Below are 16,666 nucleotides of genomic sequence, written 5' to 3'. Positions count from 1 at the left end.
AGATGGTGACGGGGAACGGTGACCGTTCACCCCCCTATATTAGAGGGGGGTAACCAGGACACCGGTCAGTCAGCTAGACACTCATACCCGTGGGAGCGAGCCTGCTCGCGAAGAGGCCAGCCCATCCAACATCCATGCTGACTGACCCACCGCTTTCGCGAGCAGGCTCGCTCCCACAGTTAATCCGGGTGCATATTCAAAGGGTTCGTGCCACCAATTCGCGCATGATGTCGTTGGCGCCGCCGTAGATCCGGTTGACGCGGCTGTCCAGGTAGTGACGGGCCACCGCGTACTCCAGCATGTAGCCGTTGCCGCCATGGAGCTGCACACACTGATCGACCACTTTCGAATACAGCTCGGTGCACCAGAGCTTCGCGGCAGCCGCGGCCTCCGGACTCAGCTCGTGTTGCAGGATGAGCTCCATGCAGCGATCGGTGTAGGTCTGCCCCAGGACGATCTCGGTCTTGAGATCCGCCAGCTTGAACCGCGAATTCTGGAACTCGATGATCGGGGTGCCGAATGCCTTGCGGTCGCGGGTATAGGCAATGGTCTGTTCCAGCACGGCCTGGCTGGCGGCGATGGCGAGAATGCCGATACTCAGTCGCTCCCAGGCCAGTTCCTTCATCAATTGATAGAAACCCTGGCCAGGCTCGCCCCCCAGAATATTTGCCTTCGGCACCCGCACGTCCTCGAAGAACAGCATGGTGGTGTCCTGGGCATGCAGGCCGACCTTGCGCAATGGTTTGGACTTGGTGACACCGGCGCGGTCAGCCTCCACCAGGATCAGCGATATGTCCCGTGAGCCTTTGCCGGTGTTGCCGGTCTTGGCGATCACCACGATGATGTCGCTGTTGGTGCCATTGGAGATGAACGTCTTGGCGCCGTTGATCACGTACTCATCGCCGTCGAGCACGGCACGGGTCTTCACCGCCTGCAGGTCGGACCCCGTGTCCGGTTCTGTCATGGCCACGGCGGAGATAATGTCGCCGCTGGCCATTTCGGGCAGCCATTGCCGTTTCTGTTCCTCGGTACCGAAGTTGATCAGGTAACCGGCACAGATGTCGTGCACATTGAAGCCACTCAAGCCCGACAGCCCCGCACGCGCGACTTCCTCGACCGCGACCATCGAAAAGCGCCGGTCCAGACCCAGGCCGCCATAGGCTTCGGGTGTCGTGGCGTTGAGCATGCCCAGTTCACCGGCGCGCTTCCAGATCTGCCGCGGAACCCGATGATCCTGCTCCCACTGTTCGTGAAACGGCATGCATTCCTCTGCAAGAAAACGCCTTACGGTGTGGCGGAATGCTTCAAGTTCATGATCGAAGAGCGTGCGCGGAATCATGGAGTTACCTCTGGCTGCAATGGGTTCGGTCGGCGATGTCTTCATCCGACGCCTTTGCGCACCATAAGGCGACCCTCGCCCACACCGCCCCCTCGAATCGGGTAAATCCGATAACGCCACCGTTGGCCTGCATTGCGCAAAAGCGGCAAAGCGCGCGCAATGGCCACCTTGAGTACCTTATACTCGCGCCATTTCGACTAACCTCTCAATGCGCCCTGCCGCCATCTGCCGGCGCCCGGTGCATCGACCTTATTGCGCAAACGAAACGGAGAACTTCCATGCTCAAGCGTACCCTGGCATTGGCCGTTGGTTTGACCCTGTCTGTTTGCAGTGTGCTCGCGCAGGCCGCGGACACACTGAAAGTCAGCGCGATTCCTGATGAAGCGCCGACTGAACTGCTACGCAAATTCAAGCCGCTGGGCGCGTACCTGGAGCAGCAATTGGGCATGAAGGTCGAGTTCGTGCCGGTGAGCGACTACCCCGCCGTGGTCGAAGCGCTGGCCACCGACCGCATCGACCTGGCCTGGCTTGGCGGTTTCACCTTCGTGCAGGCCCGCCTGAAAACCGGCAATGCCATTCCGTTGGTGCAGCGTGAACAGGACGCGAAGTTCACCAGCAAATTCATCAGCGCCGACCCGGCCGTCAAATCCCTCGCCGACCTGAAAGGCAAGTCCTTCGCCTTTGGCTCGGTGTCTTCGACATCGGGCAGCTTGATGCCACGTTATTTCATGCTCAAGGACGGCATCAGGCCGGAAACCTATTTCAGCCGCGTGGGTTACTCCGGCGCCCATGACGCCACCGTCGCCTGGGTACAGGCCGGCAAGGTGGATGCCGGGGTATTGAACGCCAGTGTCTGGGAAAAACTGGTCGCCGCCGGCAAGGTCGACACCGACAAAGTCAAAGTGTTTGCCACCACGCCGGCCTACTTCGACTACAACTGGACCGTACGCGGAACCCTCGATCCGGCACTCGCCAACAAGATCAAGGCCGCCTTCCTGGCACTCGATCCGGCGAAGCCTGCGGACAAGGAAATTCTCGACCTGCAAGCCGCCAGCCGCTTCATCGAAACCAACCCCGATAACTACAAGGGTATCGAAGAAGCCGCCCGCGCCGCCGATCTGCTCAAATGACCTTGCAGTTGACCGGGATCAGCCTCACCCACGCCAATGGCGTCCAGGCGCTGCGGGGTGTGGATCTGCACATCGGTGCCAGCGAACAGGTCGCCATCATCGGCCCGTCCGGTGCGGGCAAATCGAGCCTGCTCAATCTGCTGGCCACCGCCCTGCCTCCCGGCAACGGCGAATTGCAGGTGCTGGGCGAGCGCGCCTGGCAGCTGTCGGCTCGCCAACGCCAGCGCCTGCGCGCCCGTATCGGCCTGGTGCATCAGTCGCCTCCCCTGCCCCCACGCCAGCGTGTCGTCACGGCAGTACTGGCTGGCAAGCTGGGCCAGTGGGGGCTGGGCAAGAGCCTGCTGAACCTGCTGCATCCACAGGACATTCCGGGCGCGCGTGCGGCGTTGGCCCGATTGGACCTGAGCGACAAATTGTTCGCGCAGTGCCAGCAACTCTCCGGTGGCCAGTTACAGCGCGTCGGCATTGCCCGCGTGTTGTATCAGGCGCCCGAGGTGTTGCTGGCCGATGAGCCGGTGTCGGCCATGGACCCGGTGCTGGCCGGGCACACGCTGTCGGTGCTCTGCCGGCATGCGCGGGAACACAACGTCACCCTGGTCGCCAGCCTGCATGCGGTTGAACTGGCCCTGGCACATTTTTCGCGGATCATCGGCCTGCGCGACGGACAGGTCCTGTTCGACCTTCCCTCCAGCGACGTCGACCGCGAACTGCTCGACAAGCTCTACGCCAATGAGCAACTGCAATCCCCACCGGCGCCTCAGCCGCCCTTGAGCGTGCAGATTCCCCGATGCTGACCCGCGATTCCCGAGATCCCGCTACCCGCCCTCGCCTGCTGCTCAGCCTGCTGGCGCTTGCCTTGCTATGGCCGGGCATCCGCTTCAGCGAACTGAACCTGGGCGTGCTGCTGGCATCTGACAGCCAGAGCGAAATGGGGCGCTTCGTGTCGACCTTCTGGCCACCGGCCTATGGCGAGGAATTTCTCCAGCTATTGTGGCAAGCCACCCTGCAAACCCTGGCCATCGCCACGGCCGGCATGACCCTGGCGTTGCTGCTAGCAGTGCCCGCCAGCCTGCTGGCCAGTCGTGCGCTATCGCTGTCGGCGGCCTCCCGCGGCGGTCGCCCCAGCGTGTGGGGGCGGCTGCTGCGCTGGCCGGTGCGCGCCTTGCTGATCTTCCTGCGCAGCGTGCCGGAAATCGTCTGGGCCCTGCTGTTCGTGCGCGCCGTCGGACTCGGCCCAACGGCTGGCGTGCTGGCCATCGCCATCACTTACAGCGGCATGCTGGGCAAGGTGTATGCGGAGATTTTCGAGTCGGTCGACCAGCGTCCGGCCCACGCGCTGCTGCAGTCCGGTAGCGGTCGGCTCGCAGCCTTTGGATATGGAGTCCTGCCCAATGTCGCGGCCGAGCTGCTGTCGTACACGGTGTACCGCTGGGAATGCGCCATCCGTGCCTCGGTGGTGATGGGCTTCGTCGGCGCCGGGGGGCTGGGTCAGCAAATGGATCTGTCGCTGCGCATGTTTGCCGGCGGCGAAGTGGCCAGCCTGCTGCTGACCTTTCTGGTGTTGGTGCTGCTGGCCGATCAGCTCAGCCGCCTGCTGCGCTGGAGGCTGGAATGAATCGCCTGATCAATCTGGCCCTGCTGTTGTGCATCGGTGTCGCGGTGATCGCATCGTTCGGCTACCTGGGCATCGACCTCGGCGCGCTGGGCGACAGTGACAACCTCAAGCAGATGGGTGCCTACGCGCAGCGCTTTCTCAACCCGGACCTGAGTGCGGCTCACCTGCAAGCCATCGGTCAAGGTGCGCTGGAAACCCTCGCCATGTCCGCCTTGGGCACCTTGCTCGCGGCGGTGTTCGGACTGGTATTGGCACTGCCGGCGGCCGGGCGTTTCGGTTGGCCGTTCAAGAGTGCGTCGCGCCTGGTGCTCAACGCGCTGCGGGCGATTCCGGAACTGGTCTGGGCCGCGCTGATGGTGCTGGCCGCCGGACTCGGGCCAAATGCCGGCACCCTGGCGCTGGCCCTGCACACCACCGGCGTGCTTGGCCGGCTATTTGCCGAAGCCCTGGAAAATACCCCGCCACAACCGGCCGAAGCGATCCGCCTGCAAGGCGCCAATGCCGTGTCGGCATTCTGCTACGGCACCCTGCCCAACCTGTTGCCCCAGTTGCTGGCCTACATCCTGTACCGCTGGGAAAACAATATTCGCATGGCCAGCGTTCTCGGTTTCGTCGGTGCTGGCGGCCTGGGCCAGATGTTATATGTCAGCCTTAGCCTGTTTCAGGAGGCCCAAGCCAGTACGGTGATTCTGGCGATGCTGTTGCTGGTGTTCGCCGTCGACTCGCTGAGCAGCTGGAGCCGTCAGCGTTGGGTCAAGGCTTGACTTCAGAACACCTCGATCAGTGGCGCAGGCCATATTTCGTCCTCATGAAAAATCAGAGCGAATACCAACCGAATCTTAGGCTGCAGGATTTACCTGCAACATAGAACCTCCCACAGGGTCGATGTACAGCCTTCGCGAACAAGCTCGCTCCTACTCAGACACTACCACCTGATTGCGCCCCCTCGCCTTGGCCCGATACAGCGCCTTGTCGGCATTGCTCATCAAACTGTGCAGATCCTTGTCACTGGAAGCCATGGACGCCACCCCGACACTGGCCGTGATGCAGTGCACCGGCCCGGTCATCAGGCCGGCAATGGAATGCACGAGTTGCTCGGCAATGTTTTGCGCGTCTTCAAGGGACGTGTCCGGCAGCAAAACCGCAAACTCTTCCCCGCCCAGTCGCCCATAAACATCGGTTTCGCGAAATGACCGGCAGATGACCACGCCCATTTGCCTCAGCACCTGGTCGCCGACCTGATGGCCGTAGGTGTCATTGATATGCTTGAAGTGATCCATGTCCAGCATCACCGCGCACAGCGGCAACTGGTAGTTCTGGCAATGGTTATAGAGCCGCTGGGCATGCTCGAAAAACGCCCGGCGGTTCTTCAGGCCAGTCAGTTCATCAGTCTGTGCGGCGCGGGTGGAAATGCTGTGCGCCAGTTCCATTTCACGGGTCAGGCGAAAGGCCATTTCCAACGCATCGGAGAGTTTGCGTGTCGCGCTGCACACGAAAGAGGCGAAGACCAGAACGGCCAGGGCCATGCCGACTTGCAGGGTTGACGGCTGGAACAACAGCCAAAAGGTACAGGGCAACAACACCAGGGCGATGGAGACCACCGTCATGTAGCGATAGGCCGAATAACAGGACACCGCGCTGACGGACATGCCGACGGTAAACAGCATGACCAGCGCCTGGGCCAACAGGTCGTCGGCCGGCATGACCGCCAGTGCGCCGCCGCCCCAGATACCGGCGGACAATACCAGGGTGACCAGGTAGATGCGCTCCCAACGTTCAGGGGTGCGCGCCGTTTCCGCACTGCGAAAATACACCGCGAACATGGTGATGCGCACCAACGTCGAAGCCGTCAACAGGACGACCCACCAGCCCACCACGCCATGATCGAAACGCTCCCAGCACAGCCAGCACAGCATGACCAATGCCAGAAAACTGCCAAAAACCGCGGTAACCGATTGCCGAAACAGCTGATGCAATCGGTCCGTGCGCACCTGCTGGGCGATAAAGCGTTCCTGCTCGTGCCGAAATCCAAGGCCATCCATTGTGTTCGCCTGATAATGCTGCGGTGACATCAATCATTGTGGCACATCGCCTATGGGCCCCTGCAACTCTCTACGTGGACTTGAAAGATTTCGCCTATCGATCACCAATACTCGCGCTATTAGCTGACTTGCCAATCGGGGTCTACTTTTAACTAGCGTCGGCTTTGTCTGGCCGACACAGACCTGATGTGAAGATAAGAATGAGCCGGAAACTGACCAGGCGTGTATGGGTCGTCGTGATGGCAGATTGATTCCCACTGCCAACCCTGCCCACGTGACCACAACGATCGGTTGATCGACATGCGGATCCGGCAGCCTGAGTCATTGATTTCGCTCGCTTCCATTCCAGGCCCGAACCGGGCCGGGTAGCGCAAGGAACTCGACCGAGGGTAGCTCACACATGGCAACTGAATCGAAATGCCCGTTCAATCACGCCGCCGGCGGAGGCACAACCAACCGCGACTGGTGGCCGAACCAACTGAATCTGAAGATCCTGCACCAGCACTCGTCCCTGTCCGACCCGGCGGACGAGGGCTTCAAGTATGCCGAAGCCTATAAAAAGCTGGACTTTGCGGCAGTCAAAAGAGACCTGACTGCGCTGATGACCGACTCGCAAGACTGGTGGCCGGCCGACTTCGGTCACTATGGCCCACTGTTTATCCGCATGGCCTGGCACGCCGCCGGCACCTACCGTACCGGTGACGGTCGCGGAGGCGCCGGTTCCGGCCAGCAACGCTTCGCGCCGCTCAACAGTTGGCCGGACAACGTCAGCCTCGACAAGGCCCGTCGGCTGTTGTGGCCGATCAAGCAGAAATACGGCCGCAACATTTCCTGGGCCGACCTGATCGTGCTCACCGGCAACGTCGCGCTGGAGTCCATGGGCTTCAAGACCTTCGGTTTCTCTGGCGGCCGTCCGGACGTCTGGGAACCGGATGAAGACGTGTACTGGGGCTCGGAAAACAAATGGCTCGGTGGTGACGTCCGTTACGACAAGGGACAAAAACCTGTGCAAGCGCCCGGCGACGTGCCACTGGTGGCCGAACCCGGGAAAAATGAGGAGAGCCGCAAGGAAGGCGATCGCAATCTGGAAAACCCGCTGGCCGCCGTGCAGATGGGCCTGATCTACGTGAACCCGGAAGGTCCGGAAGGCAATCCGGACCCGGTCGCCGCCGGCCGGGACATTCGCGAAACCTTCGCCCGCATGGCGATGAATGACGAAGAAACCGTGGCGCTGATCGCCGGTGGCCACGCCTTCGGCAAGACCCACGGTGCCGGCCCCGCCGACAACGTCGGCCCGGAACCGGAAGCCGCGGGCCTGGAACAACAGGGCCTTGGCTGGAAAAGCAGTTTCGGCACTGGCAAGGGTGCCGACGCCATCACCAGCGGCCTGGAAGTGACCTGGACCGACACGCCGACGAAGTGGAGCAATCGATACCTGGAAATCCTGTTCGGCTTTGAGTGGGAGTTGACCAAAAGCCCGGCAGGCGCAAACCAGTGGAAACCCAAGAACGGCGCAGGTGCCGGCACAATTCCGGACGCTTTCGATCCGAACAAGCGCCGTGATCCAACCATGCTGACCACCGACCTCTCCCTGCGTTTCGACCCGATCTACGAGCCGATTTCCCGGCGTTTCCTGCAAAACCCGGATCAACTGGCCGACGCCTTCGCCCGCGCCTGGTACAAGCTGATCCACCGTGACATGGGTCCGCTCTCGCGCTACCTCGGCCCGGAAATGCCCAACGAAGAACTGCTGTGGCAAGACCCGATCCCAAAGGTCGACCATCCTTTGGTCAACGACAGTGACGTTGCCGCGCTCAAGAGCAAGGTGCTGGCTTCGGGCTTGAGCGTCTCGCAACTTGTCTCAACCGCTTGGGCGGCGGCCTCCACCTTCCGTGGCTCCGACAAGCGCGGCGGCGCCAACGGTGGACGTCTGCGCCTGGAGCCCCAGAAATCCTGGGCTGCCAACCAGCCTGCACAACTGGCCGAGGTGCTGTCGAAACTCGAAGGCATCCAGCAGGCGTTCAATGCCGGCGGCAAGAAAATCTCGCTGGCGGACCTGATCGTGCTGGCCGGGTGTGCCGGCGTTGAACAGGCAGCGAAAAATGCCGGGCAAAACGTCACGGTGCCTTTCACACCGGGACGGATGGACGCGAGCCAGGCGCAAACGGACGTCGAGTCGTTCGGCTTCCTCGAACCCATCGCCGATGGCTTCCGCAACTACCTGAAAACCCGGTACCGCGTATCGGCCGAGCACCTGTTGATCGACAAGGCGCAGTTGTTGACCCTCACCGCACCGGAAATGACCGCGCTGATTGGCGGTCTGCGTGTGCTCGACACCAACGTCGGACAAACCGCCCACGGTGTCTTCACCACTCGCAAAGGCGAATTGACCAACGACTTTTTCGTTAACCTGCTGGACATGGGGACGGAATGGAAACCCAAGTCAGCGGACAACGAAGAATTCGAAGGTCGGGATCGCAAGACCGGCCAGCCGAAATGGACCGCTACCCGCGTGGACCTGGTGTTCGGCTCCAACTCTCAGTTGCGGGCCCTGGCGGAGTTCTATGCCAGCTCGGACAACAAGGAGAAGTTCGTCAAGGACTTCGTGGCGGCCTGGACCAAGGTGATGAACCTTGATCGCTTCGACCTGAAGTAAGGTGATCGGTGGCCGCTTCGACGCTATTACGGTCGAGGCGGCCATTCTTTTTTTCAGCTGTGTGTGATCGGCTCTTGTTCGGGCGCTTTGTAAAACCTGATCGCATTCTTGCCGGCACTCTTGGCTTCGTACATCGCCTCGTCAGCCAATTTCACCAGCACCTTCGGCGTGTTGCCGTGATCCGGGTAGACACTCACCCCGATACTCGGCGTGACAAATACCCGATGTCCATCCACCACGATGGGCTCGCCTACCGATGCCAGCAACTTGCGGGCAATCGGCTCGATCTGTCCGATCTCATGAATGTCTTCCAGCACAATGGCGAACTCATCGCCACCAAGCCGCGCCACGGTATCGACTTCCCTCAGGCAGCTTTTCAAACGCGTGGCGACCGTGGTCAGGGTGTCGTCCCCTACCCCATGGCCCAGGCGATCATTGATTTCCTTAAAGTGATCCAGATCCAGAAAGAGGATGGCGACCTTGGAGCCCGCCCGGTGCCCGCGAGCGAGGGCTTGGGTCATTCGCTCAACGAACAGCAGGCGGTTCGGCAAAGCGGTCAATGGATCGTGGGTGGCCAGGTAGCCCTGGAATTCCTGTTCCGCATGCTGTTGGGTGATATCGCTGCACACCGCCGCGAAGTTGAGCTCGGACTGATCCAGACCCGGGATGGCGGTAATGGAGAGTGATTCCAGGTAGATATCGCCACTCTTCTTGCGGTTCCACACCCGGCCTTCCCAGTGACCCATATCCAGAAGGCAGCGCCACATATCGGCGTAAAACTCGGTGCTCTGCCGGCCTGAACTCCACAGGCTCGGATTTTTCCCCAGCACATCCGCCTCGGTGTAACCGGTCATTTTGGTGAACGCCGGGTTGATCTTGGTGATCTGACCGGACCGGTCAGTGATGATCACGCCATCCTTGGTGCTGTTGAACACCTGATCCACCAGCCAGAGGTGTTCGCGGGACTTGAGCTCGGCGTTATCGCGCTCTCGCCGCCAGCGCAAGGACACAACGACACTGCCGATGCCGCCAACGCCGCCCAGCGCCAACAGCGCAACGGCAATCCAGAGAATCCTGTCGAAAATCACATTGCTCATGGCGGCAAACTCTGCCGCCTGGGTGATGTTGGTCTCGATATCTTCTGAGAGCAGGTGATCGATTTGAACGAGTAACGGGATCTGCTGCTCATACCAATGCATCACATCATCGTAACCATCCGTTTTGAGTCGTCGCTTGCTTTCCTCAAAAATCATCGAAGCCTGAGGCAAGTCCACCCTGAGTTGTTCCGCGATGTGCTTTTCGCTGGAGCTACTGATGCCTGCGGGATAGTAGAGCTGCCATTCCCTGCTAATCGCACTCAGCGATGCATTGATTTCCCTGTTGTATTGATCGGCTTTGGCGGGATCGCGCGTCGCAAAAATCCGCCATTGCAAGCGACGAACATTGGCATGCTCCGCCCGAATGTTAGCCAGATATCCGATCGGTGCAGAATTACCGAAATACATAACCCGAATGTAGCTATCGAGCTTCCTGACCGTTAACAGCCCCCCGATGATCAGCGCCGATGCCAAAACAGTGCACAGAGCGATAACGACATACACTCTTGCGTTTGTTTTCCGGGTTAAATACGTTCGCACTGCAATTACCCCAAACCTGGCTCAACTTTATATTTATTTTCGCTGAGGGATATGATCGTTACTGACTATCAACTTCAACATTCGGGCGGCTGGTCGAAAAAAAATTTTTGGTCGAAAATTTTTATCCAACCATGCATTCAGCTCAAAGAGCCGTACGGGTGACATACCCGGATAGTCCTTGAGCGCTGCCACTACTTCATATTCGGCCTGAGCGCGCTCGGTCAGACTTCTGCTTTCAACATATTGCTTGATGAACCAGTTGACATCACAGGTCTCATATTTCGAGATAAATATGGTATCCAGGCAATCCGGATACTGGCTTTTCAATTCGGGCGTCATTCTCGACTCCTACCGATTCGGGGGTGTAAAACTGTCAACCATAAACGCGTTAAACGGTGAAGCGACCGACCAACTTATTCAAATCAGAGGCCAACGTGGAAAGCTCGTTGCTGGCAATGAATATCTGATCCGCGGCGGCTGTACTTTGTGCTGAAAGGTTATTGATACTGACCAGGTTCACGTCGACGGATTTTGCAACTTGTGCTTGCTCTTCCGAAGCCGTGGCGATCAAACAGTTACGCTCATTGATGTCCGACACTGCCTTGGTAATTTCCGAGATGGCCACCCCCGCCTCCCGGGCAATTTTCAATGTCGCGATGGCTTCCATGTCCGTTTGCTTCATGGAAGAGACGGCCGACTCAGAGCCCGACTGGACACTTTTGATCATTTGCTCGATTTCTTGAGTCGACACCTGCGTACGATGCGCCAAGGCACGGACTTCGTCGGCGACCACCGCAAAACCTCGCCCCTGTTCGCCAGCGCGCGCGGCTTCGATGGCAGCGTTCAACGCCAGCAGGTTGGTTTGCTCGGCAATCGCCCTGATCACATCGAGCACCTTGGCGATGTTTTCGGTTTGGGCTGCCAACTGTTCGATCTCGACACTCGTGCCCTGAACCGCATGGCTCAGGTTCTCGATCGAAGCAATGGTCTCGGTCACCCGGTCCATGCCAATGCGAGCCGAACTTTCCGATTGTTGCGTCGACATGGACGCCGCCACGGCATTGCGCGCCACCTCTTCGACGGCAGCGGTCATCTGATTGACGGCCGTCGCTGCCAGCTCGGTTTCCATGCTTTGTTGCTGAACGCCCGCATTCGACTCGTGAGTTATGGCGCTCATTTCCTCTGCCGAAGCGGCCAGCAATGAGGACGAGTCAGAAATATGGTGAATGGTGCTCTTCAGGCTGGCGAGCATCTCAGCCGTTGATTCTTGCAGCTCGGTGAGTTCGTCTTTGCCCGAGATTTCAACTGTTCCAACGAGATCGCCCGCAGCAATTTTCTTTGTCGCTGCCAGGAGCTGGCGCAGTGGAACGATGATGCTTCGAGTGAAGAACAGGGTGAGCAATAATGTCACTGCCAGCGCGAGCACGATAACCACGATCGTGGCGAGGGTACTGTCATGTGCCTCATCACGAGCCTTGTCACCGGAAGCCTTGGCCCGATCGGTCATTAATTTCTGTAAATCCCCGGTGGATTTAATCAAGGCCTCTGCAGCGGGAGCTGTCGTCGACTTGATGAAACCAATCAGCTCTTTTTGCGAAGCGCTGCGTCCCAGCGTTAATAACTGATCCACGCGCTTGACGAATGTTTCAACATTGGCATTGACAATATCAAAAGACGCTTGCTCTTCAGGCCCGTAAATTAAAGGAACGTAAGCCAGTGCCTCTTTCTTCAATTGCTCTTTCAGCTTCGTTACTGCCTCGGACCGCTCACTGACCGCTACGTCGTCATCCATGGCAAAATACAAGTTAGCCACGCGAAGCTTATAAGCCGCTATTTCAATTCGCCCTGCCTGTCGAACACTCGGCAAACAGTTTTCCTGCAAATCGTTAATTGCCCACTGCACATTATCCATGCGCCACAGCGATTGCCATCCCAGGGCAAGAAGCAATAAACAGGTGATACCAAAGCTTATTAAGGTTCGTGGAACCAACCGCATACTTCTGATAAACATCTACGCCACCGTCATGATCGAATGTTTCGATAGACCACACATCAAACGACATCTGACACCCAGCAGCTCGTCATCAGATTGACCACGACAGAATAAAGGTGCTGCACAATAAAATCAGATGAACGCCACTCTCGCGAACATTAACCCCGCGACGACAGGACGCACCATCAGGCAATCCTGAAAACCGAGAGAGAGGGGGAAAAATGCAATGCCATTAAACGAGGAAATTCCGGACATATAACTCGAGGAAATAAAAAATCAAAAAATAATTGTTATTGAAACAGATTCGCAGCCAGGCAATAAGCAACCAATTCCTGATCGCTATTGACCTCCAGCTTGCGCATGGCCGCCACCTTTTGCGTGCTGATGGTTTTGGCGCTTCGGTTCTGATCGACGGCGATATCACGCAAACTCATTCCAGAAACAAACAGCCGCAAGATTTCCAGTTCGCGTACGGAAAGCAGGGCCAGTCGCTCATCAACCTGACGGGCGCCCTCAACGACTGACGCTTTTTTCAACCCCGGACATTTATATTGCCGTTTCAAACTCAAGGCATCCAGGGCCTTTTGAATCTCGGCATGCAACTGACTCTTTTGTACCACCCCTGCCACACCAAGATCATAAAGACGAGAAAGAATCAGACTATTGGACACCATGGTCAGAACAAGTATTTGCAGGGAAGGATAATGGCGTACCAGATATTTTATGAGTTTCAACCCATCGCCATAAACTGAACTTTCGGGCATGTTGTAATCGGTAATCAAGATATCCGGTGCGCGGTCATTCAGTAACTTAATCAGCTCGCTTGAGCTGACGGCCTCCCCGACCACCTGGAACCGGTCATCACGTTCGATCAGTTCGCGTACGCCAAGCAGGACGATCGGATGATCATCAGCGATGACGACAGTGATCTTCTGGGGGGTCATTACGGTTTCCATAAGAATCGGTTAACGCCTTTTAAATTGATTTGAGCAAGTCGGACAGTCTATCGAGCGCCCGGTCTATTTCAGCGATCAGCAAAGAATCGAATGGTTGGTCACGAACCTTGTACTCCAGCCGCCCAAACTCCGCTGACAGTTCATCAGCGCGCACGACTGAAAGCGCGCCACTCACCGAATGCAGGATGTGCACGGCATCGGCTTGTGCTCGAGTGGTCACCGCCTGGCGAATCGCCTCGATATCCTTTTCCATCGTGCTATGAAACAAACGACGCATTGCATCCGACAACGCAAGGGTGGTCGGACGGATGCTGCCAGGCTCGGTGACGGCAGGGACAGTGGTCGATACCACAGGGTCTTGTTTGTTCAGTTTCAGACTGACAAAGGCGTCGAGCAGGTCCGTCAGGCTCAACGGTTTGACCATACAGGCGTTCATTCCCGCAGACTGACAGCGCTCCCCTTCATCACGCATCGCATTGGCCGTAATGCCGATGATGGGTATTTCGCCGTTTTTTGCGCGTATGGCCCGGGCGAGTTCATAGCCGTTGAGCACTGGCATGTTTACATCACTCAACACCACATCAAACTTGTCCTGTTCCCAGATTTGCAGCGCTTGATGGCCATTACCCGCTACCACGGCACTGCAACCCAGGGCCTCGAGTTGCTCCTTGAGAATAGCCTGATTAATCAGATTGTCCTCGGCCACCAGGACGCGCAGGTCCAGGCTCGGCAACGAGGAGTTGGTCGTCGGACGGGTACTGGCGCAAGCGACATTGGTCGCCATCAATACACCCGCGGCAATAGCCCGGACATGGTGTGCACTGACCCTATAGGCCGTTTCACTGAACTCGGGGGCCTGCGGTCCGTTGTGATCACATATCAGCTGCTTGCCCTTCCAGGTAAAAGGCCGCTCTCCCCCGCCCAGCACATCGACAAGCAAGGCATCGGCCAGCATTCCATTGGACCTGTCCGAAACCACCGCCGCGCAGCCCCCCCATCGGTTCAGCCAGGCGCAGACATTGTCTGCCAGCTCCCGTACGGGCGCGCGGACATAGACCTGCCGGCCATTGAGTTCGATATCAGCGGTTTTTGGCAGACAGGCAGCCAATCTCCTAAAGGGCAGGCTGACCGTAAAACTGCTGCCCAATCCCTGCTCACTGATGACGGCAATGTCCCCGCCCATCATTTCAACAAACCGGCTGCAAATCGAAAGACCCAACCCTGTGCCACTCACCAGATTGCTGGTATGCGCCTGGTAAAACGGCTGAAAGATATGGGTTTGTTGTTCGGGAGTGATTCCGATGCCCGTATCGGCAACCTGAAACTCCAGGGTCAAATCCTGCCCCTCTTCCTTCGATACCCGGCAGCGAACGACGACACGGCCAATGGCGGTGAATTTGATCGCGTTGCCTAGCAGGTTATTTAAAATCTGACCGATTTTGACTTCATCACCCTGAAGCTCCACCGGAATGGCAGGATCAATACAGGCGTAGATTTGCAGGTCCTTGGAACGCGCACCGGCAATGTGCGAGGACACCACGTTTTCAATGAGGTCCAGAGGGCAGAACGGCACAGACTCCAAGGCCAGTTGTCCGGACTCAATCTTCGATACATCCAATACATCACTGATGATTTGCAGCACCGTGGCCGAGGACGTCTGCATGGTCTGCAAATACTCATGCTGTCGTTTATCCAGCCGGGTCAAGCCCAAGAGTTCCAGCGTCCCCAATACGCCGTAAAGCGGCGTGCGTATCTCATGGCTCATGGTGGCCAGAAAGATGGTTTTGGCTTCGTTGGCCTTTTCTGCCTCACGCTTGGCTTGATGCAGGGCGACCGAGCGTTGCTGGTGCTCGGTGACATCTGAAAAGGCACACAGCAGCACGTCCTGCTCTTGATAGCGAGTCGAAGCATAGTTCACAAGATAGTAGCGGTCCTGAAGGGCCATGCAGGCCTCCCCGCTCAGCGTCACGCCAGGTTTACGCAGCATTTTCACGATCGCTTGAGACACGGCCAGACGCGTCTGCGCGCGCTGGTTCTCGATCACGACCTTGCCGTCGGAACGCCGGATGACCACCAGGCCAGCAGGCGCGCTTTCGATGATGGCCTGGTTGAAGGCCTGGCTTTCAACCAATTGTGCTTGCGCATGCCTGGCGGGCATGACGATTTGCGTGCGGTAGTAGTGATACAGCCATCGAAAACAGAAAAACAGCAACAGCGACAACCCCAACAGGCGAAGCAAGGGAAACGCCGCCCATCGCGCAAGCACTCCGTAATCAACAAAGTACTGGCCTGCCCACCGCTCGTTTTTGATGGACACGTTCACGGTCGAAATCAGCAAGCCGTTTTTCGACAGGGAGATTCCCGGACGTTGCACGGGCATTTCGAGACGGCCGGTCAACACCTCATCTTTGGGGGAAATCAAGGTGAATTGGCCATGAAACGGCAAATCGGAATCCAGTGCACTTGCGCTTAAATGGCGTAGATCAAACAACGAAGCCACCACCACATGATCCATGCCGCTATCCACGCGAACAGGATGGATCGGAAGTTCACCCATCATGTAAGCCACAACCTCCATCTTGTCCTCAGACGGCTGCGACGGTGGCCCGGGTTGCGTCCAATGCACCTTGCGGTCCTGCAAGGGCGCAGACTGTTTCATTGTTTGCCCAGCGACGCTTCGGGAGATCAGGCTGTAGTTTTGGCGTGTCAGCAGATTTTCATTGCGAAACTTGCCGATAGCCGGCATGGCAACGCTGGCCGTACTTTCCGGGCTAAACAAAAACACTTGCGGGGATAAGTAATTGGACTGGGCCCAAAACCAGCTGTAATAGTTCGTCAAATGCCAGCCCAGTGTCAGTATCGCGTTCAGCCCCTGCTCTGATTCGCCATCCGGCACCGTCACGGTAAAGGGCAGAGAAAATGCGCTCTCGGAAATATCGAACGTGCTGTTGCCCAAGTCACTGAACTGCATTTTTCGCTTGAGGCTGGCGGGCGCCATCGGAATTTGATCGGAAGGTGCTGCCAGTCGATCGGAGATGGCTTGCAGAAAGACTTCCTGCTCCCGCACATTCTCCATCACCCGCGCGAAATGGGAATTGGCCTTTTCCTGCTCGCTGTCGAGTAAAAGCACGATCGCCCTGAAATTGGTCACTATCAGCAGGACCACCAGACCCAATGACAGCAACAGCCCGGTACTCAGGCGCATTGAGCTGTTTGCCAGCGATCCGAAGAGAGAGTCGGCTTTCATTACGCGTCTCGAAAGGTTGTACAACGCTCGACGTACTGGGTGAACGATAGT

The 16,666-nt window shown here is 58.0% G+C and carries 12 protein-coding genes; 5 read left to right on the top strand and 7 right to left on the bottom strand.

Annotated features, from left to right (window positions below; translation table 11 throughout):
* Positions 1-196 precede the first annotated feature (196 nt).
* Positions 197-1,339: an acyl-CoA dehydrogenase family protein gene (locus tag ACSFE6_RS15345; protein ID WP_435428404.1), complete on the bottom strand. Its 1,143-nt coding sequence runs from the start codon at positions 1,337-1,339 to the stop codon at positions 197-199.
* Positions 1,340-1,617: 278 nt separating this feature from the next.
* Here ACSFE6_RS15345 and ACSFE6_RS15340 point away from each other — a divergent pair, with 278 nt between their 5' ends.
* Genes ACSFE6_RS15340 through phnE form a run of 4 tightly spaced genes read left to right on the top strand, consistent with a single transcriptional unit; the run spans position 1,618 to position 4,848 of the window.
* On the top strand, positions 1,618-2,469 hold the full coding sequence (locus ACSFE6_RS15340; RefSeq protein WP_435428403.1) for a putative selenate ABC transporter substrate-binding protein: 852 nt from the start codon (positions 1,618-1,620) through the stop codon (positions 2,467-2,469).
* Positions 2,466-3,263 (top strand): phosphonate ABC transporter ATP-binding protein, encoded by a 798-nt coding sequence (locus ACSFE6_RS15335; protein ID WP_435428402.1) that lies wholly within the window; start codon positions 2,466-2,468, stop codon positions 3,261-3,263. Before ACSFE6_RS15340 ends, ACSFE6_RS15335 begins: the two co-directional genes overlap by 4 nt.
* Complete coding sequence (locus ACSFE6_RS15330; RefSeq protein WP_435428401.1) at positions 3,257-4,084, top strand: PhnE/PtxC family ABC transporter permease; 828 nt, start codon at positions 3,257-3,259, stop codon at positions 4,082-4,084. The genes ACSFE6_RS15335 and ACSFE6_RS15330 overlap by 7 nt, the downstream gene beginning before the upstream one ends.
* Positions 4,081-4,848 carry a phosphonate ABC transporter, permease protein PhnE gene (gene phnE / locus ACSFE6_RS15325; protein ID WP_435428400.1) on the top strand — a complete coding sequence of 256 codons (768 nt, stop codon included), beginning with the start codon at positions 4,081-4,083 and terminating at the stop codon, positions 4,846-4,848. Before ACSFE6_RS15330 ends, phnE begins: the two co-directional genes overlap by 4 nt.
* 150 nt (positions 4,849-4,998) lie before the next feature.
* On the opposite strand, the gene ACSFE6_RS15320 is transcribed toward phnE, so the two are convergent.
* Positions 4,999-6,126 carry a diguanylate cyclase gene (locus tag ACSFE6_RS15320; RefSeq protein WP_435428399.1) on the bottom strand — a complete coding sequence of 376 codons (1,128 nt, stop codon included), beginning with the start codon at positions 6,124-6,126 and terminating at the stop codon, positions 4,999-5,001.
* Positions 6,127-6,526: 400 nt separating this feature from the next.
* On the opposite strand from ACSFE6_RS15320, the gene katG reads away from it, so the two are divergent.
* A complete protein-coding gene (katG, locus tag ACSFE6_RS15315; RefSeq protein ID WP_435428398.1) occupies positions 6,527-8,782 on the top strand; it encodes a catalase/peroxidase HPI in 2,256 nt (751 codons plus the stop codon).
* Positions 8,783-8,835: 53 nt separating this feature from the next.
* On the opposite strand, the gene ACSFE6_RS15310 is transcribed toward katG, so the two are convergent.
* The 5 genes from ACSFE6_RS15310 to ACSFE6_RS15290 form a co-directional block, all read right to left on the bottom strand.
* On the bottom strand, positions 8,836-10,383 hold the full coding sequence (locus ACSFE6_RS15310) for a diguanylate cyclase domain-containing protein (protein WP_435428397.1): 1,548 nt from the start codon (positions 10,381-10,383) through the stop codon (positions 8,836-8,838).
* Between the two features lie 69 nt (positions 10,384-10,452).
* Positions 10,453-10,758, bottom strand: coding sequence for a hypothetical protein (locus ACSFE6_RS15305; RefSeq protein WP_435428396.1), 306 nt, complete (start codon positions 10,756-10,758; stop codon positions 10,453-10,455).
* 49 nt (positions 10,759-10,807) lie between these two features.
* Positions 10,808-12,367: a methyl-accepting chemotaxis protein gene (locus ACSFE6_RS15300; protein ID WP_435428419.1), complete on the bottom strand. Its 1,560-nt coding sequence runs from the start codon at positions 12,365-12,367 to the stop codon at positions 10,808-10,810.
* 335 nt (positions 12,368-12,702) lie between these two features.
* Complete coding sequence (locus ACSFE6_RS15295) at positions 12,703-13,356, bottom strand: response regulator (RefSeq protein WP_435428395.1); 654 nt, start codon at positions 13,354-13,356, stop codon at positions 12,703-12,705.
* A 31-nt stretch (positions 13,357-13,387) separates the two neighbouring features.
* Positions 13,388-16,615, bottom strand: a complete 3,228-nt coding sequence (locus ACSFE6_RS15290; RefSeq protein WP_435428394.1) for an ATP-binding protein — start codon at positions 16,613-16,615, stop codon at positions 13,388-13,390.
* Positions 16,616-16,666: the final 51 nt, after the last annotated feature.

Origin of the sequence: Pseudomonas baetica, from assembly GCF_051216495.1 — a bacterium.
Lineage (GTDB): Bacteria > Pseudomonadota > Gammaproteobacteria > Pseudomonadales > Pseudomonadaceae > Aquipseudomonas > Aquipseudomonas baetica_B.
Note: the sequence above shows the minus strand (reverse complement) of the source record. Positions and strands in the feature narration are given on the sequence as shown.

Excerpts from the sequence above, each read along its gene's own strand:
- ACSFE6_RS15345 (WP_435428404.1), bottom strand. The coding sequence starts at position 1,339 with ATGATTCCGCGCACGCTCTTCGATCATGAACTTGAAGCATTCCGCCAC.
- ACSFE6_RS15340 (WP_435428403.1), top strand. The coding sequence starts at position 1,618 with ATGCTCAAGCGTACCCTGGCATTGGCCGTTGGTTTGACCCTGTCTGTT.
- ACSFE6_RS15335 (WP_435428402.1), top strand. The coding sequence starts at position 2,466 with ATGACCTTGCAGTTGACCGGGATCAGCCTCACCCACGCCAATGGCGTC.
- ACSFE6_RS15330 (WP_435428401.1), top strand. The coding sequence starts at position 3,257 with ATGCTGACCCGCGATTCCCGAGATCCCGCTACCCGCCCTCGCCTGCTG.
- phnE (WP_435428400.1), top strand. The coding sequence starts at position 4,081 with ATGAATCGCCTGATCAATCTGGCCCTGCTGTTGTGCATCGGTGTCGCG.
- ACSFE6_RS15320 (WP_435428399.1), bottom strand. The coding sequence starts at position 6,126 with ATGGATGGCCTTGGATTTCGGCACGAGCAGGAACGCTTTATCGCCCAG.
- katG (WP_435428398.1), top strand. The coding sequence starts at position 6,527 with ATGGCAACTGAATCGAAATGCCCGTTCAATCACGCCGCCGGCGGAGGC.
- ACSFE6_RS15305 (WP_435428396.1), bottom strand. The coding sequence starts at position 10,758 with ATGACGCCCGAATTGAAAAGCCAGTATCCGGATTGCCTGGATACCATA.
- ACSFE6_RS15295 (WP_435428395.1), bottom strand. The coding sequence starts at position 13,356 with ATGACCCCCCAGAAGATCACTGTCGTCATCGCTGATGATCATCCGATC.
- ACSFE6_RS15290 (WP_435428394.1), bottom strand. The coding sequence starts at position 16,615 with ATGAAAGCCGACTCTCTCTTCGGATCGCTGGCAAACAGCTCAATGCGC.